23 protein-coding genes and 1 tRNA gene are annotated in these 26,147 nt (G+C 58.2%); 21 read left to right on the top strand and 3 right to left on the bottom strand.

Annotated elements, in window-relative coordinates; all coding sequences use genetic code 11:
- Nucleotides 1-31: 31 nt before the first annotated feature.
- On the bottom strand, nucleotides 32-244 hold the full coding sequence (locus tag CAF90_RS17515) for a hypothetical protein (RefSeq protein ID WP_007956023.1): 213 nt from the start codon (nucleotides 242-244) through the stop codon (nucleotides 32-34).
- Nucleotides 245-374: 130 nt separating this feature from the next.
- On the opposite strand from CAF90_RS17515, the gene CAF90_RS17510 reads away from it, so the two are divergent.
- Nucleotides 375-680, top strand: coding sequence for a hypothetical protein (locus CAF90_RS17510; RefSeq protein ID WP_007956024.1), 306 nt, complete (start codon nucleotides 375-377; stop codon nucleotides 678-680).
- Between the two features lie 167 nt (nucleotides 681-847).
- Nucleotides 848-1,165, top strand: a complete 318-nt coding sequence (locus CAF90_RS17505) for an I78 family peptidase inhibitor (protein ID WP_007956025.1) — start codon at nucleotides 848-850, stop codon at nucleotides 1,163-1,165.
- Between the two features lie 71 nt (nucleotides 1,166-1,236).
- On the opposite strand, the gene CAF90_RS17500 is transcribed toward CAF90_RS17505, so the two are convergent.
- Nucleotides 1,237-1,449, bottom strand: a complete 213-nt coding sequence (locus tag CAF90_RS17500) for a cold-shock protein (protein WP_007956027.1) — start codon at nucleotides 1,447-1,449, stop codon at nucleotides 1,237-1,239.
- 290 nt (nucleotides 1,450-1,739) lie between these two features.
- Entirely contained in the window at nucleotides 1,740-2,042 is a 303-nt protein-coding gene (locus CAF90_RS17495; RefSeq protein WP_085607829.1) for a hypothetical protein, read from the bottom strand.
- Nucleotides 2,043-2,414: 372 nt separating this feature from the next.
- On the opposite strand from CAF90_RS17495, the gene thrS reads away from it, so the two are divergent.
- The 19 genes from thrS (at nucleotide 2,415) to CAF90_RS17395 (ending at nucleotide 26,146) form a co-directional block, all read left to right on the top strand.
- Complete coding sequence (gene thrS / locus CAF90_RS17490; RefSeq protein ID WP_085607827.1) at nucleotides 2,415-4,337, top strand: threonine--tRNA ligase; 1,923 nt, start codon at nucleotides 2,415-2,417, stop codon at nucleotides 4,335-4,337.
- The gene (gene infC / locus CAF90_RS17485) at nucleotides 4,337-4,888 is read left to right on the top strand and encodes a translation initiation factor IF-3 (RefSeq protein WP_170929410.1); all 552 of its coding nucleotides are present in this window, start codon (nucleotides 4,337-4,339) and stop codon (nucleotides 4,886-4,888) included. Before thrS ends, infC begins: the two co-directional genes overlap by 1 nt.
- Before the next feature lie 60 nt (nucleotides 4,889-4,948).
- Nucleotides 4,949-5,143: a 50S ribosomal protein L35 gene (rpmI, locus tag CAF90_RS17480; RefSeq protein WP_002553160.1), complete on the top strand. Its 195-nt coding sequence runs from the start codon at nucleotides 4,949-4,951 to the stop codon at nucleotides 5,141-5,143.
- Between the two features lie 30 nt (nucleotides 5,144-5,173).
- Entirely contained in the window at nucleotides 5,174-5,530 is a 357-nt protein-coding gene (gene rplT, locus CAF90_RS17475; RefSeq protein WP_007913489.1) for a 50S ribosomal protein L20, read from the top strand.
- A 109-nt stretch (nucleotides 5,531-5,639) separates the two neighbouring features.
- A complete protein-coding gene (gene pheS, locus CAF90_RS17470) occupies nucleotides 5,640-6,656 on the top strand; it encodes a phenylalanine--tRNA ligase subunit alpha (protein WP_011333387.1) in 1,017 nt (338 codons plus the stop codon).
- A gap of 26 nt (nucleotides 6,657-6,682) precedes the next feature.
- A complete protein-coding gene (gene pheT / locus CAF90_RS17465) occupies nucleotides 6,683-9,061 on the top strand; it encodes a phenylalanine--tRNA ligase subunit beta (protein WP_085607825.1) in 2,379 nt (792 codons plus the stop codon).
- A 3-nt stretch (nucleotides 9,062-9,064) separates the two neighbouring features.
- Nucleotides 9,065-9,367, top strand: a complete 303-nt coding sequence (gene ihfA / locus CAF90_RS17460) for an integration host factor subunit alpha (protein ID WP_002553164.1) — start codon at nucleotides 9,065-9,067, stop codon at nucleotides 9,365-9,367.
- Nucleotides 9,348-9,704: a MerR family transcriptional regulator gene (locus CAF90_RS17455; RefSeq protein ID WP_003179985.1), complete on the top strand. Its 357-nt coding sequence runs from the start codon at nucleotides 9,348-9,350 to the stop codon at nucleotides 9,702-9,704. The genes ihfA and CAF90_RS17455 overlap by 20 nt, the downstream gene beginning before the upstream one ends.
- Nucleotides 9,705-9,793: 89 nt before the next feature.
- A tRNA-Pro gene (locus CAF90_RS17450) sits at nucleotides 9,794-9,870 on the top strand.
- 770 nt (nucleotides 9,871-10,640) lie between these two features.
- Complete coding sequence (locus CAF90_RS17440; RefSeq protein ID WP_256578449.1) at nucleotides 10,641-12,125, top strand: sigma-54-dependent Fis family transcriptional regulator; 1,485 nt, start codon at nucleotides 10,641-10,643, stop codon at nucleotides 12,123-12,125.
- Between the two features lie 166 nt (nucleotides 12,126-12,291).
- Complete coding sequence (locus tag CAF90_RS17435; protein WP_085607821.1) at nucleotides 12,292-12,963, top strand: VWA domain-containing protein; 672 nt, start codon at nucleotides 12,292-12,294, stop codon at nucleotides 12,961-12,963.
- Nucleotides 12,963-13,664: a PP2C family serine/threonine-protein phosphatase gene (locus tag CAF90_RS17430; RefSeq protein WP_085607819.1), complete on the top strand. Its 702-nt coding sequence runs from the start codon at nucleotides 12,963-12,965 to the stop codon at nucleotides 13,662-13,664. The genes CAF90_RS17435 and CAF90_RS17430 overlap by 1 nt, the downstream gene beginning before the upstream one ends.
- Nucleotides 13,661-15,055 carry a protein kinase gene (locus tag CAF90_RS17425; protein ID WP_085607817.1) on the top strand — a complete coding sequence of 465 codons (1,395 nt, stop codon included), beginning with the start codon at nucleotides 13,661-13,663 and terminating at the stop codon, nucleotides 15,053-15,055. Before CAF90_RS17430 ends, CAF90_RS17425 begins: the two co-directional genes overlap by 4 nt.
- Before the next feature lie 6 nt (nucleotides 15,056-15,061).
- Nucleotides 15,062-18,469: a DEAD/DEAH box helicase gene (locus CAF90_RS17420; RefSeq protein ID WP_085607815.1), complete on the top strand. Its 3,408-nt coding sequence runs from the start codon at nucleotides 15,062-15,064 to the stop codon at nucleotides 18,467-18,469.
- Complete coding sequence (locus CAF90_RS17415) at nucleotides 18,453-19,946, top strand: hypothetical protein (RefSeq protein ID WP_085607813.1); 1,494 nt, start codon at nucleotides 18,453-18,455, stop codon at nucleotides 19,944-19,946. The genes CAF90_RS17420 and CAF90_RS17415 overlap by 17 nt, the downstream gene beginning before the upstream one ends.
- Nucleotides 19,946-22,402 (top strand): AAA family ATPase, encoded by a 2,457-nt coding sequence (locus CAF90_RS17410; protein WP_256578448.1) that lies wholly within the window; start codon nucleotides 19,946-19,948, stop codon nucleotides 22,400-22,402. The genes CAF90_RS17415 and CAF90_RS17410 overlap by 1 nt, the downstream gene beginning before the upstream one ends.
- Nucleotides 22,399-24,225, top strand: coding sequence for a hypothetical protein (locus CAF90_RS17405; protein WP_085607811.1), 1,827 nt, complete (start codon nucleotides 22,399-22,401; stop codon nucleotides 24,223-24,225). The genes CAF90_RS17410 and CAF90_RS17405 overlap by 4 nt, the downstream gene beginning before the upstream one ends.
- A 38-nt stretch (nucleotides 24,226-24,263) precedes the next feature.
- Nucleotides 24,264-25,292, top strand: coding sequence for a radical SAM protein (locus CAF90_RS17400; RefSeq protein WP_085607809.1), 1,029 nt, complete (start codon nucleotides 24,264-24,266; stop codon nucleotides 25,290-25,292).
- Nucleotides 25,289-26,146 carry a histidinol-phosphatase gene (locus CAF90_RS17395; protein WP_085607807.1) on the top strand — a complete coding sequence of 286 codons (858 nt, stop codon included), beginning with the start codon at nucleotides 25,289-25,291 and terminating at the stop codon, nucleotides 26,144-26,146. Before CAF90_RS17400 ends, CAF90_RS17395 begins: the two co-directional genes overlap by 4 nt.
- Nucleotide 26,147 lies beyond the last annotated feature (1 nt).

The following is a 26,147-nucleotide window of genomic DNA, read 5'->3' as shown; positions in this document are numbered from 1 at the left end:
CATATGCCCGCAGGTGCCAGCTTGCGGGCTTTTACTCCCTCTCGGTGTCCGATGTTCCTTTGAAGTCATCTGGATACTTCTCGAACAACTGGGCGATGAATGACTGCGCGCCTTGCGTTCCCAGCGTCTTCACCAGCAAGTCAATGCTGATCAATGCCAATTCCTCCGGACTGCCCGGACTGTAAGAACTGTGCCCTTGTGGCCAGGTGGCCTTGATGTCGGCGGTAATGCTTACGGTGGTCATGGCAAGGCTCGGTCGCGGGATCGGAGTTTTGAGTTAACCACTTTGCCGAGCGTTTGGCACTGCGACTTAGGCATGAGCGCAGGGCTATGCGACACTTGGTCGTTTCCGCAAAAAAAACAAGGATTGCGCTGTGCAGATCGATTTGAATAGTCCCGACGGCCTGACCCTTGATGCTGTCCGCCGGATGCTGGCGTCGGCCAGTGATGACGAACACACCCAACTGCGCGTGACCAAGGGCGGGATTGCCTATATCTCTTCGGGTGTCACTGGCGGTCAGGACATCGATGGCCTGCTGTTTCGTCTGGAGACCTGGGCAAAAGGCTCGGGATACGTGGGAAATGTCGCAGCCAGCGACGAAGTCTGGGTCATGCAGATTTTTAATGCGCTCAAGGACAACTGGCCGAATCCGCCTTACGACTACATTGATGTCTACTGAGCGTCATTAATATTCAGTGACGTTTTACGGGGTGATGCTTCAGGTGTTGCTCAGGCACACTCGGCGTTTTTCCGATCGTGGGGCAGGGCGATAGCACTCACCGTGAAACCAAACGCCGTATTGGCGGTCGCACGATTTCTGCTCAAAATTGAAATAAGGAGGCTTCAATGCCTTGGAAGTTCGCGTCACTGGGTGCACTGATGGCCGTTGCTCTGTTGGCTGGTTGCTCTACGACCTCCAGCGAGTCGCAGAAGGAACCCGTGGCGACTGAGGCCGGACATGGTCGTTGTGAAGCATCGGCAGCGGAGTTCGCTCTCGGCAAGAAAGCTTCGCCGGAGCTGTTGGAGCAGGCACGCAAGAAAGCCGGTGCGCAGAACGCCCGCTTCCTCAAGCCTAATGACATGATTACTTTGGAGTACCGTTCCGATCGCCTTAACCTGAATACCGATCAGAACCTGGTGATCACCCGCGTCAACTGCGGCTGAGCCTTCGGGCTTTTGTTTCACCCATAAAAAACCCCGTCACATGGACGGGGTTTTTTTAGTGCGCCGGGAAATTACTCTGGGCGAACTTGTGCAGCTTGCATACCCTTTTGGCCTTTCTCAGCCACGAAGGAAACGGTCTGGCCTTCTTTCAGGCTTTTGAAACCGTCAGTTTCGATAGCTTTGAAGTGTACGAACAGGTCGTCACCGCCACCTTGAGGAGTGATGAAGCCGAAGCCTTTTTCATCGTTGAACCATTTAACGGTGCCGGTTTGGCGATTAGACATGGTGTATCTCCAAGAAACATATATTTTCAGTAGTACTGTGCTGCTCAGGCCAACTGGGCACACCGGGGTATCATAGTCGAAATGTTCGCTTTGGTAGCCCCCCGGACGTGCTGTTTGCCAATCAGTCGTGTTTTCTTTACTGCCTGTTTCGGCTGGAGGCCCCGGTTTATAAGGCCTCGAGCGAAAAATAAAGACAACAAAAAAACCTGTAAAACCTGCATAAATCGTACGAAAAGGCCTGATTCAGATGCTTTTCAGCAGTGCTGGGGGCAGTGAAAAGGCCTGTTTCATCATTTTTTCGCCGGGGTATTGGCCTTGCATTTGGCAATTTGCCCCAAGGCTTTCTGTTGCAGTTCAGGCGTGGCCTTGTTGTCCATCAATGCCTGAATGTCGCTGGCCGGGTAGGACTTGATGGCATCGGCACCGCACGCGCAGTGGGATTTTGCGGCAGCGGCACCGATTTGCGGAGTGGCCGCCTGGGTGCACTGAGCCATGTATTTCTCACGCTCGCCCTTTGGCCAGTCAGCGTGGGCGCTCAGCGGCAGCAGCAAAACGAGGGGGACGACTGCAGCAAGCAGGGTATTAAGACGCATGCGAGGATGCTCCTTGTGGGTCAATGTCTTGTTATCTGAGGGCTCAAAGGCCGATCAAGTTCAGCACTCTGGCATAAAACAGACGATTTGCCTCTCGGTAAAAACCAGAGTGCATCGGTGACCGTTCATCTGTGCTAGCATGCCTGGCTCGGGCGTTCGCAGGCTCCGGATGACCTTCAGTCCCGGTAGCGGCAGTGCACGAATTTTCTGATTTGAATCCCAGTCACTCTGGTTCGGTTTTCCGGTTGGCCGCAAGGCTCCTGCCGCTGTAAGGCAGGCGTTCGTCATTGAATGGCCTGGATCGGATCTTGTACTGGCTCATCCCAACCCACGTGACCTTTGGTAGGGGTCACCACTAGGAGAGGAGGCGCCATGCCAACTATTACTCTTCCCGACGGCAGTCAACGTTCATTCGATCACCCGGTTTCCGTAGCCGAGGTCGCCGCATCCATTGGTGCAGGTCTGGCCAAGGCCACCGTGGCCGGCAAGGTCAACGGCAAGCTGGTCGACGCCTGCGACATCATCGACAGCGACGCGACGCTGCAAATCATCACGCCAAAGGATGAAGAGGGGCTGGAGATCATTCGCCACTCTTGCGCCCACCTGGTCGGCCATGCGGTCAAACAGTTGTATCCGACTGCAAAAATGGTCATCGGGCCGGTTATCGACGAAGGCTTCTATTACGACATCGCCTTCGAGCGTCCTTTTACTCCGGACGACATGGCGGCCATCGAACAGCGCATGCAACAGCTGATCGATACAGAATATGACGTCATCAAGAAAGTCACTCCGCGTGCCGAAGTGATCGAAGTGTTCAAGGCCCGTGGCGAAGACTACAAGCTGCGTCTGGTCGAAGACATGCCGAACGAGCAGGCCATGGGCCTGTACTATCACGAAGAATACGTCGACATGTGCCGCGGTCCGCACGTGCCGAACACCCGCTTCCTGAAATCTTTCAAGCTGACCAAGCTGTCCGGTGCCTACTGGCGCGGTGATGCCAAGAACGAGCAATTGCAGCGCGTTTACGGCACCGCGTGGGCGGACAAGAAGCAACTGGCTGCTTACATCCAGCGTATCGAAGAAGCTGAAAAGCGCGATCACCGTAAGATCGGCAAGCGCCTGGGCCTGTTTCACACTCAGGAAGAAGCGCCGGGCATGGTGTTCTGGCACCCGAATGGCTGGACGCTGTACCAGGTACTCGAGCAGTACATGCGCAAGGTGCAGCGCGACAACGGCTATCTCGAGATCAAGACGCCGCAAGTCGTTGACCGCAGCCTGTGGGAGAAATCCGGGCACTGGGCCAACTACGCCGACAACATGTTCACCACTGAGTCGGAAAGTCGCGACTACGCCATCAAGCCGATGAACTGCCCTTGCCACGTGCAAGTGTTCAACCAGGGCCTGAAGAGCTACCGTGAGCTGCCGATGCGTCTGGCTGAGTTCGGTGCCTGCCACCGTAACGAGCCGTCGGGTGCGTTGCACGGCATCATGCGTGTGCGCGCGTTCACTCAGGACGACGCCCACATCTTCTGTACCGAAGAGCAGATGCAGGCTGAATCCGCTGCGTTCATCAAGCTGACCATGGATGTTTACCGCGACTTCGGCTTTACCGATGTCGAGATGAAACTGTCCACTCGTCCGGAAAAGCGCGTCGGTTCCGACGAGCTGTGGGATCGCGCCGAAGCAGCCCTGGCTGCAGCCCTTGATAGCGCTGGCCTGCCGTACGATCTGCAGCCGGGTGAGGGTGCGTTCTACGGTCCGAAGATTGAATTCTCGCTGAAAGATTGCCTCGGCCGCGTGTGGCAGTGTGGTACCTTGCAGCTCGATTTCAACCTGCCTGTGCGTCTGGGGGTCGAATACGTCTCCGAAGACAACAGCCGCAAGCATCCGGTGATGTTGCACCGTGCGATACTCGGTTCGTTCGAGCGTTTCGTCGGGATTCTGATCGAGCACTACGAAGGTGCATTCCCTGCGTGGCTGGCGCCAACCCAGGCAGTGATCATGAATATCACTGATAAACAGGCAGATTTCGTCGCTCAGGTCGAAAAAACTCTCAACGAAAGCGGGTTTCGTGCCAAGTCCGACTTGAGAAATGAAAAGATCGGCTTTAAAATCCGCGAGCATACTTTGCTCAAGGTTCCATATCTCTTGGTTATTGGGGATAAGGAAGTCGAGATGCAGACTGTCGCTGTGCGTACTCGTGAAGGTGCTGACCTGGGCTCGATGCCCGTCGCCCAGTTCGCTGAGTTTCTCGCGCAAGCGGTTTCCCGGCGTGGTCGCCCAGATTCGGAGTAATTATTATTAAGCGTGAAATGAGACAAGATAAACGAGCTGCACCGAAAGCCCCGATCAACGAGAATATCTCGGCACGCGAGGTTCGGTTAATTGGCGCTGATGGCGAGCAGATTGGCATCGTCTCGATTGATGAAGCGCTTCGTATTGCTGAAGAAGCAAAGCTTGATCTGGTAGAAATCTCTGCAGACGCAGTCCCACCGGTTTGCCGGGTGATGGACTACGGCAAATCGATCTTCGAAAAGAAGAAGCAGATTGCTGCGGCGAAGAAAAACCAGAAGCAGATTCAGGTAAAAGAAATCAAGTTTCGTCCAGGGACGGAGGAAGGGGATTACCAGGTAAAACTGCGCAACCTGGTACGTTTCCTGAGTGACGGGGACAGGGCCAAGGTATCCTTGCGATTCCGCGGCCGTGAGATGGCCCACCAGGAGCTGGGGATGGAACTCCTCAAGCGGGTTGAAGCTGACCTGCTCGAGTACGGTTCGGTCGAACAGCATCCTAAGATGGAAGGACGCCAGCTGATCATGGTCATCGCCCCGAAAAAGAAGAAGTAATCAACAGGGCACGGCAGGCCTTCTGATTATGTTTATCAACTGAATGCGGAGTATCCGAACATGCCAAAGATGAAAACCAAAAGTGGTGCTGCTAAGCGGTTTCTGAAAACTGCTAACGGTATCAAGCACAAGCACGCTTTCAAGAGCCACATCCTGACCAAAATGTCGACCAAGCGTAAGCGTCAACTGCGCGGTAGCAGCTTGCTGCATCCGTCTGACGTGGCAAAAGTCGAGCGCATGCTGCGCCTTCGTTAATTTTTGGATCAAGAATAGAGGAAGTAACTCATGGCTCGTGTAAAGCGTGGCGTCATTGCCCGTAAACGTCACAAAAAAATTCTGAAACTTGCTAAAGGCTACTACGGCGCACGCTCCCGCGTATTCCGTGTTGCCAAGCAAGCGGTAATCAAGGCAGGCCAATACGCCTACCGTGACCGTCGTCAGAAAAAACGTCAGTTCCGCGCTCTGTGGATCGCTCGTATCAACGCTGGTGCTCGTGTTAACGGTCTGTCCTACAGCCGTTTCATCGCTGGCCTGAAAAAAGCGTCCATCGAGATCGACCGTAAGGTTCTGGCTGATCTGGCAGTGAACGAAAAAGCGGTGTTTGCTGCGATTGTCGAGAAAGCTAAAGCCACCTTGGCTTAAGTACCCCCGACAATCACCCGGCCCCACCTCCGTGGGGCCAGGTGGTAAACGTCTTAAATAGGGGAAGAGCCTTCAAGCTCTTCCCCTATTTTGTATCTGGAGTCTGTACATGGAAAACCTGGATGCGCTGGTCTCTCAAGCACTAGAGGCTGTGCAAAGCGCTGAAGATATCAATGCCCTGGAGCAAATCCGGGTTCAATACCTTGGCAAAAAGGGTGAATTGACTCAGGTGATGAAGACCCTGGGGAATTTGCCGGCAGAAGAGCGTCCGCAGGTCGGCGCCCTGATCAACGTTGCCAAGGAACGTGTTACAGGCGTTCTCAATGCGCGCATGGCTCTGTTTGAGGAAGCCGAACTGGCTGCCAAACTGTCTGCCGAATCCATTGACGTGACCCTGCCGGGCCGTGGTCAGACCTCCGGTGGTCTGCATCCGGTAACCCGGACTCTGGAACGTATCGAACAGTTCTTCACTCATATCGGCTACGGCATTGCCGAAGGCCCTGAGGTCGAAGACGACTATCACAACTTCGAGGCGCTCAACATCCCAGGCCACCACCCGGCCCGGTCGATGCATGACACCTTCTATTTCAACGCCAACATGTTGCTGCGCACCCATACCTCGCCGGTACAGGTCCGCACCATGGAATCGAAAAAGCCGCCGATCCGCATCGTCTGCCCAGGCCGTGTGTACCGCAGCGACTCCGATATCACCCATTCGCCGATGTTCCACCAGGTCGAAGGCCTGCTGGTCGATCGCGATATCAACTTCGCCGACCTCAAAGGCACGATCGAAGAGTTCCTGCGGGTGTTCTTCGAAAAAGAACTGGCCGTGCGTTTCCGTCCTTCGTACTTCCCGTTCACCGAGCCTTCCGCCGAAGTCGACATGGAATGCGTCATGTGCAGCGGTAAAGGCTGCCGTGTCTGCAAACAGACTGGCTGGCTGGAAGTGATGGGCTGCGGCATGGTTCATCCGAACGTGCTGCGCATGTCCGGGATCGATCCGGAAGAGTTCTCGGGCTTTGCCTTCGGCATGGGCGTTGAGCGTCTGGCCATGCTGCGTTACGGCGTGAACGACTTGCGTCTGTTCTTCGACAACGACTTGCGGTTCCTCGCGCAATTTCGCTAGTCGTAACGAATTCTTAGGAGAGCAGGATGAAATTCAGTGAACAATGGCTGCGTGGCTGGGTCAGCCCGCAGGTAGATCGCGACGCGCTGGTTGCACGTCTGTCGATGGCCGGTCTTGAGGTCGATAGCGTTACGCCGGCCGCCGGTGTTTTCAGTGGCGTGGTCGTGGGCGAGGTGCTGAGCACCGAGCAGCACCCCGATGCCGACAAATTGCGCGTATGCCAGGTCAGCAACGGCGCGGAAACCTTCCAGGTCGTGTGCGGTGCGCCAAACGTGCGTCCGGGCCTGAAGATTCCGTTCGCGATGATCGGTGCCGAGCTGCCGGGCGACTTCAAGATCAAGAAGGCCAAGCTGCGCGGCGTCGAGTCCAACGGCATGCTGTGCTCGCAATCCGAGCTGCAGGTCGGTGAAGGCAATGACGGTCTGATGGAGCTGCCGGCCGATGCGCCGGTAGGTGAAGATTTCCGTGTTTATCTGGACCTGGAAGACGCCAGCATCGAAGTCGATCTGACTCCGAACCGCGGCGATTGCCTGTCCCTGGCCGGTCTGGCCCGTGAAGTCGGCGCGCTGTACGACGCTCCGGTCACTCGCCCGGTAGTGATGACCGTTCCGGCTGTGCACGATGAAGTGCGCTCGGTAGAAGTCCTGGCACCTGCTGCCTGCCCGCGTTACCTGGGCCGTGTCATCCGTAACGTTGACCTGTCCAGGCCGACGCCGCTGTGGATGGTTGAGCGTCTGCGTCGCGCCGAAGTCCGCAGCATCGACGCCGCCGTCGACATCACTAACTACGTGATGCTCGAGCTGGGCCAGCCGCTGCACGCCTTCGATCTCGCCGAAATCAATGGTGGCATCCGTGTGCGCATGGCGGAAGAGGGCGAGAAGCTCGTACTGCTCGACGGTCAGGAAGTCAGCCTGCGTAGCGATACGCTGGTGATCGCCGACCACACTCGCGCTTTGGCCATTGCAGGCGTGATGGGTGGCGAGCACAGCGGTGTTTCCGCGACCACTCGCGACGTATTCCTTGAAAGTGCGTTCTTCGACCAGATCGCTGTCGCGGGCAAGGCTCGTTCCTACGGTCTGCACACCGACGCTTCGCACCGCTACGAGCGTGGCGTGGACTGGCAACTGGCTCGTGAAGCCATGGAGCGCGCCACTGGCCTGCTGCTGGAAATCACCGGCGGCGAAGCCGGCCCGATCATCGAGACCGTCAGCGAGCAGCACTTGCCGTCGATCGCGCCGATCACCCTGCGTGCTCAGCGCATTACCCAGATGCTGGGCATGGAAATGGATTCGGCCGAAGTCGAGCGTCTGCTCAACGCTTTGGGTCTGAAAGTTTCCGCCGACGGAGCAGGACAGTGGCGCGTAGAAGTGCCGAGCCATCGCTTCGATATCAGCCTGGAAGTCGATCTGATCGAAGAGCTGGCACGTCTGTACGGTTACAACCGCTTGCCGGTTCGTTACCCGCAAGCTCGTCTGGCGCCACAGGCCAAGGCCGAAGCGCGCAGCGATCTGCCGGAACTGCGTCGTCTGCTGGTTGCTCGTGGTTACCAGGAAGCGATCACTTACAGTTTCATCGATCCGAAGCAGTTCGAGCTGTTCAACCCGGGCGTGGAGCCGCTGCTGTTGGCGAACCCTATCTCCAATGACATGGCCGCCATGCGTTCGTCGCTGTGGCCGGGTCTGGTCAAGGCGTTGCAGCACAACCTCAACCGTCAGCAGGATCGTGTTCGTCTGTTCGAGAGCGGTCTGCGCTTTGTCGGTCAGCTGGAAGGTCTGAAGCAAGAGCCGATGATCGCCGGTGTGGTATGCGGCAGCCGTCTGCCGGAAGGCTGGGCGCAAGGTCGCGATACCGTGGACTTCTTCGACGTCAAGGCTGACGTAGAAGCGGTGCTGGGCTTTGCCGGTGCGCTGGATCAGTTCACTTTTGCACCGGGCAAACACCCTGCACTGCATCCGGGTCAGACCGCGCGCATCGAACGGGAAGGGCGTGAAGTCGGCTTTATCGGCGCGATTCACCCTGAGCTGTCGAAATCCCTGGGTCTGGACCGTCCGGTCTTCGTCTTTGAGCTGGTCCTGGCTGAAGTCGCTCTGGGTAAAATGCCGAAATTCCACGAGTTGTCGCGCTTTCCTGAAGTGCGTCGTGACCTGGCACTGATTGCGCACAAAGACGTTGCAGCCTCGGCTGTACTGGACGTAATCCGTGAAAATGCAGGCGAATGGCTGACAGACCTCAGGCTATTTGACGTGTATCAGGGTAAAGGCATTGATCCTGATAGAAAAAGCCTCGCAGTCGGCTTGACCTGGCAGCATCCATCGCGCACTCTTAATGACGATGAGGTGAATTCGACGACGCAAAATATCCTCACCTCGCTCGAACAAAGGTTGAACGCCACGTTAAGGAAGTGACGTATGGGGGCTTTGACGAAAGCTGAGATGGCGGAACGTCTGTATGAAGAGCTGGGCCTGAACAAGCGGGAAGCCAAGGAATTGGTTGAACTGTTTTTCGAGGAAATCAGGCACGCTCTTGAAGACAACGAGCAGGTCAAATTGTCGGGTTTCGGCAATTTCGACCTTCGGGACAAACGCCAGCGGCCTGGCCGCAACCCGAAAACGGGGGAAGAAATCCCGATCACGGCTCGCCGTGTGGTCACCTTTCGTCCAGGGCAGAAGTTGAAGGCCCGAGTTGAGGCTTATGCTGGAACCAAGTCATAACGACGAACTACCCGTTATCCCGGGCAAACGCTACTTCACCATCGGTGAAGTCAGCGAGCTGTGTGCGGTAAAACCACACGTGCTGCGCTACTGGGAGCAGGAGTTTCCTCAACTCAACCCCGTCAAACGCCGCGGAAACCGCCGGTATTATCAGCGCCAGGACGTGCTGATGATCCGGCAGATCCGCGCGCTCCTTTACGATCAGGGGTTCACCATCGGCGGCGCGCGCCTGCGCCTGTCCGGCGATGAAGCCAAAGACGACACCACTCAATACAAGCAAATGATCCGCCAGATGATCGCCGAGCTCGAAGATGTTCTGGTGGTTCTCAAGAAATAATTTCCTGCTTTTAAATACTTCCAGTTTTCAAAAGCTTGCGATATATTCTTGAGCGTTCTTCGAGATGGAGAACGAGTTTCAAACCTAGTCGGGGCGTAGCGCAGTCCGGTAGCGCACTAGCATGGGGTGCTAGGGGTCGAGTGTTCGAATCACTCCGTCCCGACCATATAATTCAAAGGGTTGCGAGATTTTATCTCGCGACCCTTTTTTATTTTTCCGCGTTTTTACCCCCACAAAACGGTCAGCGCTGAGTGGATTTTTCGCATGTGTTACCAATATCGAATTTTGCTCTAGGAGCTTTTAGCAGGCGGCTCGCTTCGGTTTACGTAGCGGCCATTCGATGATGAGACGAGAAATCAGTAACGACAAAGGGACATTGCGGCTCTCACTAGAAGAGCTTTCATCCTGCTATCAGCTCGAGAGTGTCCTCCTGGCTTACCAATTCCGGCACTCCATTGGGCATAACGACAAAGGATGGGTGCGCATGGACGACATCGTTCAATCCCTCACGCTCCAAGAAGAAGCCCAGCCCAAAGAAGTAAAAACCTTGCCACCTTAGTGGCGAATTGCAGCTGGTAAATTTCCAGAGCGTCATACCTGTGCTAGGCGAGTTTCGCATCTCGAACGAGAAGATTGGTCATTTCGTTAATCGACTCTTGCACGTAGCTCTGCTTCCAAGGCATTCAAGATTCAAAATCTGGCGGATTGCATAAGCACTGATTGGAGCCGCCTCCATCGTGGTGGAGAGTGTGTGTAGCCTGCCGCATCAGCCTGATGCTAAATCGAAGTAAATAGGATCACGTGGGTGCCTACTAACGGATAGATGTTAAATGGCCACTTTTTAAGTATAAAGGCATTTGATTTGATATCTGGTAGCGATAGTCCTTGATCGTGATGAGGGCCTTCGTTAGCAAAAGGATTTGTTGGAGCCCTGGGATGGTTGCGGTAAAGCATAAGGTTTTGGTCAGTTGGATCGGCGCTAACGATTTGAAAGCGGTGATCGGCGAGGCGGCGGGGCCTGTCCGTTCGGCCCTCGCTACTGTCGATTTCGATGGCGTCGAACTCTTATGTGCGTACCCTGCGGAGCAGGTTGAGCGTTATCTTCGCTGGCTCCGCGAGCAAGTCGATATTCCCGTCACGGCCTATGTCGAGCCGTTATCTTCCCCTGTGCATTTCGGCGAGATTTATCACGCGGCCAATCGGCATCTGCAGCGGTTGGTGGGAGAAGGGGTACAGCTTTCCATCTTGCTGAGCCCCGGAACACCTGCGATGCAGGCGGTGTGGATCCTGTTGGGCAAAACCCGTTACCCCGCAGTGTTCTATCAATCTTCGTTGGAACAAGGTGTCCAGCAGGTTGATATCCCCTTCGAAATCGCTGCCGAGTATATTCCAGCGGCCAGCGCAATCAGCGGCAACCAGTTGGCCAAACTGGCTGAGCAGCAAGTGCCGGTGGATGCCGCGTTTGACAGCATCGTCGCGGAAAGTGGTCGCATGCTGGCCATCAAGGCACAGGCCCACGTGCTTGCTGAGAAAGGCGTGCCGGTCCTTATCTATGGAGAGACGGGTACCGGCAAAGAGTTGTTTGCCCGAGCCATCCACAACGCAGGAACGCGCGCTAGCCAGCCGTTCGTCACTGTCAACTGCGGTGCAATTCCCTCTGAACTGGTTGATTCCGTGCTCTTCGGCCACAAAAAAGGTGCGTTTACCGGCGCGATTGCAGATCGGCTTGGGGTGTTCGAGCAGGCTCATGGCGGGACGCTATTTCTTGATGAGTTCGGTGAACTGACCTTGGCCGTGCAGGTGCGGCTATTGCGTGTACTGCAAGAGGGCACCTTCACGCCGGTCGGTGCCAGTCGTGAAGTGCAGGTGAATGTGCGCCTGATCACCGCCACTCACCGCAATCTGATGGCAGACGTCGCACAGGGCAGTTTCCGTGAGGACCTGTTTTATCGCATCGCTGTAGGTGTCCTGCATCTGCCGGCGCTGCGCGAGCGCGAGGGTGACCTGTGGCTCTTGACCGACGCGCTGCTGGCCGGTATCGGCAGCCAAGATTCCAGCCTGAAGGACAAAAAGGTTTCGCTGGAGGCCAGGGAACTCATCCAACGGCACCCGTGGCGCGGCAACGTTAGGGAGTTACACGCCACCTTGCTGCGCGCTGCGCTCTGGTGCCAGGACTCGCTGATTACCCGGGGCGATATTGACCAGGCGTTGTTCAAACTGCCGGCGCAGGACAACGACCTGATGGCGATGGATGTGTCCCAAGGGGTGGACATCAACCACATCATTTCCAAAGTCGTGAGCCACTACGTGCGTGGCGCATTGGCCGCAACGGGCCAGAACAAAACCAGAGCCGCCTTGCTCCTGGGGCTCAAGAGCCAGCAGACCCTGAGCAAGTGGATCGAAAAGCACTGTGTCGAATAACAAGCGAGGGTAAGAAAAATTACTTTGAAGTAATGAATATTATTTTTTGTCGGGCGTTATTGATCCTTGTATTTCGTAAGTTATTGTTTTTAAACAAATAAATTATTCTGGCACGAAGCTCGCTATAACCAGGACGTCACTTACTGATTACCAAGGAACCGTTGAAATGTCAGAGCTCAAGAAATTCCAGATCCAAGCTGCCCGCCCTTTGCCTGTGATTGTGCTGGCGGACACCAGTGGCAGCATGTCGGAGGGCGGCAAGATCGAGGCGTTGAACAGCGCGCTCCAGGACATGATCGCCACCTTTGCCCATGAAAGCCGCCTGCGCGCTGAAATCCAGGTGAGCGTGATCACCTTTGGCGGTCGCAGCGCAGAGTTGAACCTGCCCTTGACCCCGGCCCATCAAATCCAAAGTTTCAGCCAGCTCACGGCGGATGGCGCCACGCCGTTGGGCGGCGCATTGCGCCTGGCCAGCCAACTGATCGAAGATAAAGACATCGTACCGTCCCGCGCCTACAAACCCGTGATTGTGTTGGTCTCCGATGGTTACCCCAATGACGAGTGGGAGACACCTTTTGCGCAATTGCAAAATGGTGAGCGCTCCTCCAAGGCCACGCGCTTCGCCATGGGCATCGGTGCCGATGCAGATGTGAGCATGCTGGCCGACTTCGCCAATGATCCGGAAGCGCCGCTGTTTCAAGCCTCCGAGGCACGGGATATTCATCGCTTCTTCCGTGCCGTGACCATGAGCGTCAGCGCCCGTAGCCAGTCGTCGACCCCCAATCAAACGCTCCCGTTGGAGCTGCCGCCTGCCGACGATCAAGACTGGGAATTCTGATGCGCCTGGCAGCGTCGGGTGCCAGGGTCATCGGGCCGGGGCACCTGCAGGACGGCGTGGTCAACCAGGATGCCATGGGGGTCTATGGCGTGAGTCAGGGGTGGTGCATCGCGGTCTGCGACGGCCTGGGCAGCCGGCGCCTGAGCCACATCGGCTCCAGCAAGGCGGTACGCCTGGTCAAGCAACATGCCAGGCAGGCCTTCGCCGTGTCTGCACAAACACTGGGCCAGGCCATTCGCTTGTCCTGGCTTGAGCATTTCGGCACCCGCTATCGCGATTACGAAACCACCTGTCTGTGGGCCCGGGTCGATGCCCGCGGCCGCGGGCAGGCCGGGCAGGTAGGGGATGGGCTGCTGCTGCTCAAGAGCCGAGGTGCCTTCCGAGTGGTCAGCGCGGCGCGCCAGGGGTTCGGCAACCAGACCGACACCCTGGCCCAGGCAGGCGAGGGGCTGTGGCAGACCTGCGAATTCGAACTGGTACTGCCCGGCGATGGCGTGTTGCTGATGACGGACGGCATCAGTGACGATCTGATCCCCGAGCAGTTGGAACCTTTTTTCGATGTGGTTTACCGCCGCCTTGCCCGCAGCAACAGACGCCGCATGCGCACCTGGCTGGAGCGAGAAATGCACGCCTGGTCCACGCCACTTCACGGTGATGACAAGAGCATCGCCGGTATCTTTCGAACGGATCACAAACAATGACCGCTACCCAGCGCAGTACCAAGCATGTCCTGGATGAGAAGGGCACTCGCTACGACTTGGTGAGCGAGATGAGCCGTGGCGGGCAAGGTGTGGTGTATCGCACACAATTGCCCACTGTCCTGGTCAAGGGCTTTATCCATACTGACCTCGATGCCAAGCAACGCTGGCATCGTCATATGGAATGGTTGATCCGACAGGACCTCAGCGACCTGAAACTGGCGCGACCGCTGGCACTGCTCAAGCCGCCGCGCTTTGGCTATGTCATGGAGCTGATGGACGGGCTGGTTCCATTGCAAAGCCTGTTGGACAGTTTTGTCGCCGCCGAGGACGATGCCGCCAGTGATTACCTGGCCCAGGGCGGCCTGCGTCGGCGGGTGCGTATTCTGTGCCAGTTGGCCAGGACCTTGAACCAGCTGCATGGGCGCGGCATGCTCTACGGAGACCTGTCCCCGGCCAATATTTTTGTGTCGGATGATCCCGGGTTTGCCGAAATCTGGCTGATCGACTGCGACAACATCAGCCCGCAGGCCCACAGCGGCCTGACCCTTCACACCCCCGACTATGGCGCGCCGGAAGTTGTACGCGGCGAGGCCATGCTGTCGAGCCTGACGGACTGCTGGAGCTTTGCCGTCATCGCCTATCGCGTGTTGACCCACAACCATCCCTTTAAGGGCGAACTGGTCGAACTGGGTGAGCCGGAGGAAGAGGACGCGGCATTGCGGGGGGAACATCCATGGATCAATGATTCGGATAACCCCGACAATGTCTGCTTTGCCAACTTGCCGTTGCAATTGGCCGAACACAGCCGCTTGCCCGCGCTGTTCAGACGCTGCTTCGAGCAGGGCAAGCACGATGCAATCGCCCGCCCGGGTATCGCCGAATGGTTGGAAGCCCTGGTGGAGATCGACGAACGCATGGTTGAGTGCGCCGAATGCACCGCCACCTCGTTAATGCCGGGCACTGGCGTTGACCCTGCGCACATGGCCTGCTTTTTTTGCGATGCACCGGTCGACGCCAACCTGGTGGTGTTCGAGGAGTTCATCTGCCTGTCGCCGGAAGAAAGGGACGCCGAACTGCCTGACCACCGCATCGCTACCGGCCGCCGTGTGTACCTGCAACCGGGGGCAAACCAAGAGCTCAAGCGGTTGTTGCCCTCGTTCAGTTATGACCGTTGGCCCACCGACCATGTACGCCTCGAATACACCGGCAAGGGCCTGGAGATCCACCAGTTGCCAGACGGCGAGCTGTACCTGCAAGGCGAGGGTGATCCCAAGCAACTGGGGAAATTCCAGGGGCTCAAGGCGGCACGTCGTGGCCAGTATGACCAGCCGTACCAGTTGCATATCGGCCCTCCCGGGGAAACTCATGTCGTCTGGCAATTCCGGTGGTGATGAACGATGAACATTCAAGAATTCCCATTGTTTTGCGCGGATGTGTTGAGCCTCTCGACGACTGAGGAAACCCAGTCTTTGCGCGTGAACGAAGCGATCACCGTTCAGCGCTACCAGGATGATTGGCTGGTGGTGCAGGGCGACGAACGTATCGTGGTGACCTGCAATCCGTCGCAAAGCACCCTGTTCGGCCCTTTGGCGTCACGGGACCAGGTGCGCTGGATGCTGGCAGCGTGCAAAAAAAACCAATTGCAGGTGCAGTACTGCGCACCTGCCGATGTATCGGCCATGAACCTGGAGTTCAGGGTCGACGGGCTGATTGCTGACGGCCTGTATACCCATCAGGAAATCGGCCAGAACGATGTCGAACAGGCCTGCCAGTGGATGCAGGAGCAGTTTGTCGTCAAAGGTGCGCTCGAAGGTGATTGGCTGGCCCTTTCGCGTTTCAACAACACCGCAGCCAAGGGCAGCTTCCAGGTGTTGGGCATGGGGTGGCGCGCTGATATCGAGCGCACCGCCGACGGTGCGCTGCTGGTAAAACGCGTGGCTCGCCATGTGCGGCGCAGCGATTCGTTTTCGTTACTGGTGGGTGACTTTGCCTTTCGGGATGCGTCGGTCGCGGCGCAGCTCAATAGCCCCGCCCAGCAAGTGTTGCTCAACGCTATGCTGCGCGACAATGCGGGCTACCTGGAATTGTGGAACCTGTACAACGACAAGGAGTGGCAACGCGCGCTGCAGCAGGCCCAGACCCTCAAGGCGTTGCGGTTCGTGCGCTATGAAAGTTTCCAGAACGGCCGAGAAAACGCCTGGCGCTTGTGGCCCAAGTCCCCAGAGGCTTACCAACTGTTCTGCGAGCGTCACAAGGGCCTGGACTTGTCCCGCGATACCCAGTTCGACCTGGGAGACGCGCCGCCGGACTGGTCGGAAGAATTGAGCAATGAAGCGCCGTCCGCCTCGTTTGCCCCGACACCCCGTGGGCGGATCCGCTTTGAAGCACAGTGTCTGGTGTTCACGCCGGTGTCGACCCATAACGACGTTAAACCCAAGAGCCCCGATGGCTGGCTGTACCTGTCCGTTGCCGGTAACCGCACAGTTGGCAAACGACGCCTTATCGCCAAGCAGTCCATTGATTCCGGCAGGCGCCTGCCGTCACTCAGGTGGTTGCTCGAAGGTTTGGCCATACCGGCGGAGCGGCGCCGCACGCTCAAGGGCCTAACAGCCTACGCCAAGGAGTCGTTTAAAGGTGGTCAACCCACCGACAAACAGATCGATGCGTTGGACAAGGCACTCAATACGCCGGAACTGGCGATCATCATCGGCCCTCCCGGTACCGGCAAAACCCAGGTGATCGCGGCCTTGCAGCGCAGGCTGGCGGAAGAAACGCGCGAGCAGAACATTGCCGGACAGGTGCTGATCAGCAGCTATCAGCATGATGCCGTGGACAACGCCCTGGAGCGCAGCGACGTGTTCAAGTTGCCGGCCACACGCATCGGCGGCAGGCGTCGAGATGTTGAAGAAGACAATCGCATCGATCCCTGGCTTGAACGCCAAGTCGAGCATGTCCAGGGCAAAATTGCCCAGGAGTACGAACGCTATCCGGAATTGGAGCCCGTCAGCCGCTTGTCACAGGCCTTGTTGATGACCCGTGTCTCAAGCCTTTCACCAGCAGAACGGGCCGATGCATTCAAGGGCATGTTGGCGACGGCCCGTTCAATGGCGCAACACGGCCTGCTCCTGCCTGCGCGGCTGGAACAGGCGTTGCAGGACTATATCGATCAGATCAACCCTTTGCCTCCCGGAAGCGGCACCGACGCAGTCGACAGCGCAACCCTGCGCCGCATTCGCGCCCTGCGGGTTAAGCCTGGCGCCTTCAGTGATGACGGTGCCGACCGTGCGTGGGACTTGCTCAGTTGGTTGAAGCGCCACGATGTAGCCCTCGGTGAGGGAATGCGCGAGTTGCTGGAACAAGCCGCCGATTGCCGGCAGGCCTCGCAGGATTTATTGCAGCGCCTGGTCGAGGGCAAGAACCGCTTGTTGGATCGCTTCCTGCCGGATTACCGACCTGCGCAACTCAAGCACCAACTCGATGCCCTGGGCGTCAGCTTGATCGACCAATTGGAACAGCATCTGCAAGACAAGATTTCCCAGCGCAAGCTGGGGGTGGCCTGGGTACTGGAGCAACTGGCTGGCAGTTTGGAAATGGACCGTGCCGCCGCCATGGCGGCGGCCCAGGAATACTCCATGGTGGTGGGCGCCACCTGCCAGCAGGCGGCCGGTCGCCAGATGGCCAGCCTCAAGGCCGTGTCAGACCTGGACAGCATGGACATCGAGTTCGACACCGTCATCGTTGATGAGGCCGCGCGTGCCAACCCGCTGGACCTGTTCGTGCCCATGGCCATGGCCAAGCGGCGCATCGTGCTGGTCGGCGATGACCGCCAGTTGCCGCACATGCTGGAGCCAGAAGTCGAGAGCCAGTTGCAGGAGGAGCATGCACTCACCGCGTTGCAGCTGGAGGCCTTGCACTCGAGTCTTTTCCAGAGGATGCGCCTGATGTTGCAGGACCTGGAGAAAAAAGACGGCATTCGCCGCGTGGTGATGCTCGACACACAGTTTCGCATGCACCGCGTGCTGGGGGATTTTGTCAGTGCACAGTTTTATGAAAAAGTCGGGTTAGAGGCGGTCAAGACCACGCGCAAGGATGATGAGTTTGCGTTTGCGCCGGACTTTATCCGGGCCTTGAGCAACGACAGTGGGCATTACGAAAACAAGGTCTGCCAGTGGATCGATGTGCCGGCCAGCGCGGGCCTTGCGCAACGTCTCGGAGGGACTAGCCCCATGCGCGAGGCCGAAGCCGAGCGGGTCGTGGAAGAGGTTAAGCGTTTGATGATCGCGGGCGGTGAAGCCCTCTCCGTGGGGGTGATCACGTTTTATGCCGCACAGCGTGACCTGATCATGGAAAAACTGACCCAGGTGCAGATCGATGGTGTGCCCTTGATGGAACGCAAGAGCACCGGCATCGAGCCCCATGAGCAATTCAAGTGGGCGAAAAAAGTCCGCAGTGATGGGTCTGAGTACTCAGAAGAGCGGCTACGGGTTGGTTCGGTGGATGCCTTCCAGGGCAAGGAGTTTGATGTGGTGCTGTTGTCCTGTGTACGCACCGGCCCGCAAGGTCGGCGCGGGCCGGCCGGGCGTGCCGAAGATAGCCCGGAGAAGTCCCGGGAGACCCTGCTCAATGAGCGATACGGCTTCCTGCGGTTACCCAACCGGATGAACGTGGCCATGAGTCGCCAGCGCCAGATGCTGATCTGCGTCGGTGATGCGGCGCTGGCGACCCATGTCGATGCAGAGGAAGCCGTGCCTGCCCTGGTGGCACTGCACCAACTCTGTGGAGGTGCGCATGGCAGCCTTCGGTGAATCGGGAACCTACCTCAAGTTCGGCGAAAGGCCCCATGGCAGCGCTCGCGCCGTGTTGTGGCCGGTGTGGGTGCATCGGGTGCTGTACCCCGAAGTCACGCGTGCACGGTTGAACCTGTTCCAACGTGCCGTATTGGGCCTGATCAGGGCCCAAGTGGTGCGGGCAGAGGCGATTGCCGAGCTGACCAACCTGCATGAAGACCTGGTCAAGCTGATCCTCGCCCAAGCTGTCAGCAATGGCTGGCTGGTGACCCGTGCGGATGCCGTTACCCCTAAGGGCTTGCGCATGCTGCTGGACGAGGAGGAGGCCAGTGCCAATCTCAAATCCGGGTACCTCTTCCAGGACGCGCTCGGCGGTGAACTATGGCCGCGCTTCGAGGCACAGCTCAAGGACATCGTCCCGATCGAAACACGTGGACAGTTCCCGGTCTTTGCCCTGAACAGGAAAACCGGTCAAACGACTGCACCTTTTCTGCTTCTGCCCAACCAGTGTGTGCAGCCGGCCTGCAGCACGCCAGCGTTGATGAAAGCCTATCGGGATTATCGCGAGGACTACCGGGCAACGCTGCAGCTGTATGGCAAGGCCGACCTGCCCGAGCAGATCAAGCTGCAAGGGGTGGAGCGCCAGGACGCCCAGGCCCGGCTCGCTCATGTACTGGTGTGGATTACGCCAGACCCGGATGGTGGGCAGTTGTGGGCAATCAGGGACCCGTTCGACCTGCGTGACCAGGCCTGGTGGATGGACAGCCGCTTGTTGCCGTTGGTGAAGGCAAACCAGGGGCTGCTCAAGTACCTGTCCAGCCTGGTGGAGGCACCTCGCGGCGACGAGCAGAGCGTCGAACAGTGGCTGGCCGATCTGCAAAAGCAGGCGGATCTTCGGGTGTTAACCGAGTTTCCCTGGGTCGAGCGCCAGACGGATATCAAACGTTACCTGGCAGCGCTGCTGTCCCGCCAGGAAAAACTGGCCCAGGGCGATACCGCCGAGAATGAGCTTGAAGCAGCCATGACCGAGTGCCAGAAACTGTTGGAGGTGGTGATGCAATGGCTGATCGGCACGTTCCCGGTCGATCCTGCCCTGATGCCCAGGGGAGAGCAGCGTGCTGACTATCGCGTCACTCGCCAAATCCTGACGTCGTTTCGGTTGCCCGCGTTCAACGCCGAGGTCGTTGGGCAATTGGCCCGGCAAAAATTGGATCAGGTCATCTCGGCGTGCTCCAGCCCCAGCAGCTCCCTCAAGGCACTGCTCTTTGCCGCCGGTTGGGGCGCCAGCAGCCATGCCGGGCATCCCTTCAAGACGCTGACCGAAGAGCAGCTGCAACTGGAACAGCTCCTAGCGCTGGCCACCCTGCGTAACCAGGGCAGCCACGCCCACAGCAAATTTACCGGCAAGAAAGTCACCCCCGTGACCGTGCCGATGGCGCAGCAACATATTCAATACGCCCTGGGCTTTACCGAACGTTTCAAGGAATGGATGTAATGGCCAAAAATAATCGCAACGCCCCTTACAGCGCCCCAATAGGCGGCGTATCCGCACCTGCCAAGACTGCCAATCGCGTGCAATTGGAGAAGCAGGTGCCAATGTGGAGCGCCTCCTTCGGGAATGCCTCCAAGCTGTATTCCGGTGTGTCCCTGGCCCCTGATTTTTCGGTGGATGAAGCCTTCTTGAGCAAGCTGGTCGCCCACATCAGCGATGACGACAGCAAGGCGTTTTCGACCTGGATCGAGCGCTTCGCCCAGTTCTGCAAGGACCTGGGCAAGCGCGCAGATACACTGCTCGAAGAGTATGAGGAGCGCTGGGAACTGACCAACCAGGCCGGCCGGGAATGTGATGCGCGGATGCAACAGCTGGATGAACGCCAGGCCGTCCTTGAGGTACAGCATGAGGCCCAGGCTCTTCGCCAGGCCGAGTTTGAACGCGTGCGGCAGCGACAGGCGCAAGCCGATGGCGAATTGGCGCAGCGCGAGCGTGAGGTCAAGCTGCGTGAGGTCAATGCCGAGGCCGGGTTTGCCGAGCAGAACCGCCAGGCGCTGGTGGTCCTCGAAGAGCGCCAGCGCATGTTGGGCGAACAGCATGACAGCGAAATTGGGCTGCTTCAGGAAGAAAAACAGGCCCTGAACCAGGAATTGCGCCAGCTCGCCAGGCAGCTCGCCGATGTGAAATTCCGTTGCACTGAAGCCGAGGCTGCCCGTGCCGATGTGTTGGATACCCGTGAAGATGCGCTTGCACAACGCGAGCAGCAGGTGGAGGACCGCACGCGCCGCCTAGACCGGGAGTGGGCCGCCGTCAAGGAGGCCAAGGCGACCCAGCAGGATCAGGTTGCGCGCGAGATGGAGCAGGAGCGCAACGGCTTCGCACGCGAGGTGGAACGCGTGGAAACGCGCGAGCGCAAGGCCTGGGCAATGGTTGATAAGAGTGCAAACGAGCTGTCCGAGTTGCAGTTGTTGAAAGCTCAGTTGGGGGATCAGCCGGCGACGGTCCTGCTCGACGAACTGAGTGCACTGCGTGAAGACAACAGGGCGCTGCTTACCCGGCTGGAACAATCCGATGTCGCAGAGCTGCAGGGCGAAAACGATAAGCTTCGCCAGCAGGTGGCGGACCTGGGCATGCAGATTGCCGACATCATGCCCAAATACGAGAAGGCCAATCGCGAAGTTGGCATGACGCGTGTCGCGGCCACTGACCTTGAATGGAGCGAGCGAAAAAGACGCGTGCTGGAGACTCATGCAACCGTCCTGGACGCCAGGATCAATGACCTGGCCACCACCGTTGAGCAACTGACCAACGCACAGAAAACCCAGACGCCATTCCCTGCCATGTCCTTGATGGACACTCACAAGGACTACCGTGCTGGCGCTGAGTTGGAGGAGGTGCAGGACCTCGGGCTGTTCGCGGTTGAATTGCAGCACCGCATCGCCACTGCAGAAGCCTCGGTCAAACTGTACTATCCCATTGAAGACATCCGGGTGTTGTTGGGCGGCTTGGCCATGAGCCAGCTTCATGTGTTCCAGGGCATTAGCGGCACAGGCAAGACTAGCTTGGCCAAGGCGTTCGCCAAGGCCATGGGCGGCTTCTGCACGGATATCGCCGTACAAGCGGGTTGGCGTGACCGGGATGACCTGCTGGGCCATTACAACGCCTTTGAGCGGCGTTTCTATGAGAAGGATTGTCTGCAAGCCTTGTACAAGGCGCAGACCCCTCGCTGGGACGACGCCTGCAACGTGGTGCTGTTGGACGAGATGAACCTGTCCAGACCCGAGCAGTATTTCTCCGAGTTCCTTTCGGCGCTGGAGAAGAATGATCCAAGGGAGCGCCTGATCAGCCTGTCGGAAGTCGCGCTGTCGGGTGCGCCGCTCAACCTCAAGAACGGCCGGGAAATACTGGTGCCGAATAACGTCTGGTTTATCGGTACCGCCAACCATGATGAATCCACCAGCGAGTTGGCCGACAAGACCTACGACCGTGCCCACGTGATGACCCTGCCCAAGCAGGATGCGGGGTTTGTCATCCAGCCATACGAGAAGAAGCGGTACTCATTCTTTTCGTTGCAAAAAGCCTTCAATCGGGCGTGCTTGCTCCATGAGATGCCTGTAAAGGACCTGCTCGGTAGGCTGACCCGCGATGAATTTACCCAGCAACTGGCCAGCCATTTTGACCTAGGTTGGGGCAACCGCTTTGAGAAACAGGCACTGCGGTTTATTCCGGTCATGCTGGAGACCGGAGCGAGTGAGGGGCAGGCCCTAGACCATCTGCTGTCCACCCGTGTGATGCGCAAGGGCAAGGTGACTGGGCGCTATGACGTTGGCACCACAGATGTAACGGAGTTGATGAGCGCGCTTGAAAGCTTCTGGATCAAGGCGAACCTCAAGGGCGACCCGGTCAAATCCCTGGACCTGCTGACGGCGGACATCAAACGCCGGGAAGGGCATCGTTGAACTGGTTTGACCGACTGCTGGGCGAGCCCGTGGCCACGCTGCCCGGGCTGGTCGAGCCCGGGCGCTTCTGCTGGGCCGGCAAATCCGGCGTGACGATCAACGGCCACACCCTACTGCGGCAAGACATCCTGGTGCCCGATGGCAGCGACCGCTGCCTGCTGGACGAAGCGCTGCATGGGTTCGTGCCGTCGAACGCCCTGCTGTCTCCTCAGGCCGAGCTGTTTGCCAGTGCGCTTGAGTCCCTAGATGCAGAGTTTTCGCGGCAGGCAACCTTGAGGTCGCCGTTGATGCCGGCCGAGGTGATCAATGAGCAAAGCCATCTGTTGCCGTTCGAGGTGTCGCTGCTGGACGTGATCAGCAAGGGCCACTTGCACCAGGTATCACTGCGCCCGCGCCTGGATCTTCACTACGAAGATGAGGTCACGGATGTAGCCCGAGCCAAGCGCATGGCCAAAGGCGCGCTGGTGCACCTGGCGTCTCACTCGGAGTGCTGGCAGCGGCAGACCTTGAGCGGTGTCATCCCAAGGAAAGTGTTGGCGCGTTTCAGCGAGGACGACTACAACACTTACGAAAACCGTGTGTATGCGCGCCTGCTGGACCGTATCGAGCGGCATCTGTGGCGACGCATCGCGACCTTGGAGCAGATCCAGGGCACCCTGAGCAAGGCGCTGGAATTCTATGGGGCCGATGGCCTTGATCATCGCCTGGCCATTGCCATTTGCGCACTCTGGGGGCAAACCTTCAGTAACCAGGAAATGACCAGCGAAGCTTCACATTTACTGGGTGAAACCCTGCGGCAATTGAAGGCGGCCTCCAAGGCGATAGCCGGGTTGAAACAGACTGGGTTGTATCCGCTGGTGCCTCGGTCGGCGCAAGCCAGCGGTGGCCTGCACTTGACCAATATCCTCAGTCACGACGCGCACTATCGTCATGTGGCGGTCTTGTGGGAGGAACTACGCAAGGTACAGGGGCGTGCAGGCAAGCCCCCCCAGGAGCGCCTTCAGCAAAATCGCCAGTTGGCGAGTGCTTACTCACGCTATGCGGGGCTAATGTTGCGCCACGCCCTGGCCCCTTACCTGGATGGCAAGGATGAGGCGCAATGGGCGGGACGAATCCTGAGCCTTCGCAGTTCAGGCCTGGAGTGGGAACTGGTGAGTTCCATCATGGGTACGGACGCCAAGGTGTTGCTGACGGTGGTGCCCTGGTTCAGCTTTACCGAGCGCCCGGACCATACTCCTGGCCTGCCCCAGAGGGTCATTGCCTGGCCCGCATTGGGGCAGGTGAACAACGAGGCGGCGCTGGAGGCGGGTTGGATAGCGCTTTCGCCCTTTGATCTCTACGGCGTGGAGCGCTTTGGCCATCTGGTTGATGCGATTCTCTGGCAGCCGCTGCTGCAGGCCTATGGCACGCCGATTACCAAGGTGCCGGGCACCGTGATGCGCGGGGCGGGGGGGGCGATGAGCGCCCTCAGCCTGGAGACGGGGTCGGCCCAGATGGTGCTTCGCGAGGTCTTGTCGGAAAAACACCTGGCTCAGTTGCAACAGGCACTGACCGCTGCGAACGCCGGTCAGCAGGCCGAGGCCCTGGGGCTGCGTCAGCAGGAACTCGTGGCGCTGCAGGCCTGCCCGGTCTGCGGGTCGTCCGTGCGGCTGGTATTCCAGCAGCCGGCCGGCTTCAAGGCCAACTGTGGCGACTGTGCAACCGAGCGCTACCTGCGCCACCAGACAAGCCAGTGGGTGTATGAGCAGAAACTCAACGCAGAGATAGATTTCCGCAAGGTCGGGCGCCGGGCGACACACATCCAGGGGCCACGGCGCCCTTGACTTCATTTTGCTCTTCATACGTATAAGGCAATTCAGGCATGGATCTGCAAGGTCATCTCCTTTACATCGACATCACCCAGATATGCGGAATCGGCTGTGCATTCTGCATGTATGCCGACAAGCACAAGACCGGCATCGACATGGAACTTTCGACGCTCGCCCGGGAGAACCTGGCGGCCCTAATCAATGCCCCGCAGGTCAAGCGCATCTCTATCAGCGGGGAAGGCGAGCCGCTCAATAACATCAAGGTATTCCACGAAATCCTGCACCTTTCTAATGGTGGGAAGGCGTTCGAGTTCATCACCAGCGGGTTCTTTCCCCATGACAAAATGCTCGATTTTTATGACACCACCGACCAGATCGTGTTGAGCCACGGCGACACCTGCAACATCCGCTTGAGCGCCGACAGTCACCACATCGAGAAAGTCAAATGGCGCGCCCATGGGCTGAGTCTGGATTACCTGCGCACGCGGCGTCCGGGGGGCTTGAGCTTTTCGTTTCGCTCCATCGACACGGACCGGGTATTCACCCGTGACTTTCTGGTCGCCGAATTGGCGCGCTGGGGTATTCACGCAACCATTGAACCCTGCAATGCGCTGGAGGATGTGTTGAAGGTGGACGGCGAATCATTCGGCATCGACTACAAAAACCTCGTCCATCCCGCGCCAGGCACACCCGAAGGCTATCTGGATCTGCTCGACTACATCCAGGCCATCGAGATCAAGGTCAAAAAGCGCTTTACCTTTGGCAGCCTGAACAAACCGCCGCTTGCCAATGGCATGGACCTGACGGTAAAGCCCAACGGTGATTTATATCTCTACGGTATTGAGAATCAGCGTCTGGGCAACATCCATTTTGATCACGTACGCTGGGAGCACCTGGCCAGCCATATCAGTGAAACCCCTTTGGCCCGGGCGCTGTATACCCAGCCGCTGACCGACCTGCTGGCACGGTTTGATGACCGCGAGTTGGTGCAGGCGATTATGGCGAAAGCGAACAACCCTTACTGGCTGGTCAAGGAGTTGGCGAACCATGATGGCCTGCTTGAACAGATGGTGTGCCCATGATCGACTCCCACAGCCATACCTTCTATTCCAAACATGCCATTGGCACGGTCGACGAACTTGTCCGGGCTTCAATCAAAGCCGGTGTGAGGGTATTGACCATCACCGACCACGCACCTTTTCCGGTGGACTCCGATAACCGTCTGCTGGAGTCCGAACTCGACAGTTACTTTGCCGATATCCAGCGGGCGCAGGCGGCGTACCGGGGTGAAATCAAGATCTTGCGTGGCCTTGAGTTCGACTATATGCCGGGCTCCGATATCTATAACCGGGCCTTGCTGGCGCGCCACGAACTGGACTTTGTGATTGGCTCCATTCACTACGTCGAAGTGCCCGGCGAACCAATGGTAAAGGTGTGGGAGCTGCCGCGCCTGGCTGCCAAAAACTTCCTGGATCGTTATTTCGCGGACCTGGAAGCACTGCTGAGGAGCGGCCTGTTTGATGCCGTGGGGCATGCGGACACCCTGTTGCGCGGTGTCGACGAAGAGGTCGTACTGCGCCATTTCGAGCCTTTACTGCCGCTGTTTGCGCGCAATGGCGTGGCGTATGAGCTAAACGCTTCGGGCATCCGCAAATCGAGCCTGGACAACGCATCGGGGCGTGAGGTGCATGGGCGCTGGTCCTATCCGTCGCGCGCCCTGTTGCCTCACCTGATCGAGCACCAGGCGGCGTTCACCGTCGGCTCTGATACCCATGACCCGCGAGATGCCGGTGCTGGCATCCGTGAACTACTCCAGAGCCTGCAACCGCTTGGCTTACAGAGCATTTGCTACTACGAGAGCCGCCGCCGAGTCGATGTCCCCCTGGGAACCTTGACTGCGACCGTGGCTATTTCCGATGGATTGATTCAACCGTGAA

Source organism: Pseudomonas sp. B37(2017) (assembly GCF_002112885.1).
GTDB lineage: Bacteria > Pseudomonadota > Gammaproteobacteria > Pseudomonadales > Pseudomonadaceae > Aquipseudomonas > Aquipseudomonas paraglycinae.
Note: the sequence above shows the minus strand (reverse complement) of the source record. Positions and strands in the feature narration are given on the sequence as shown.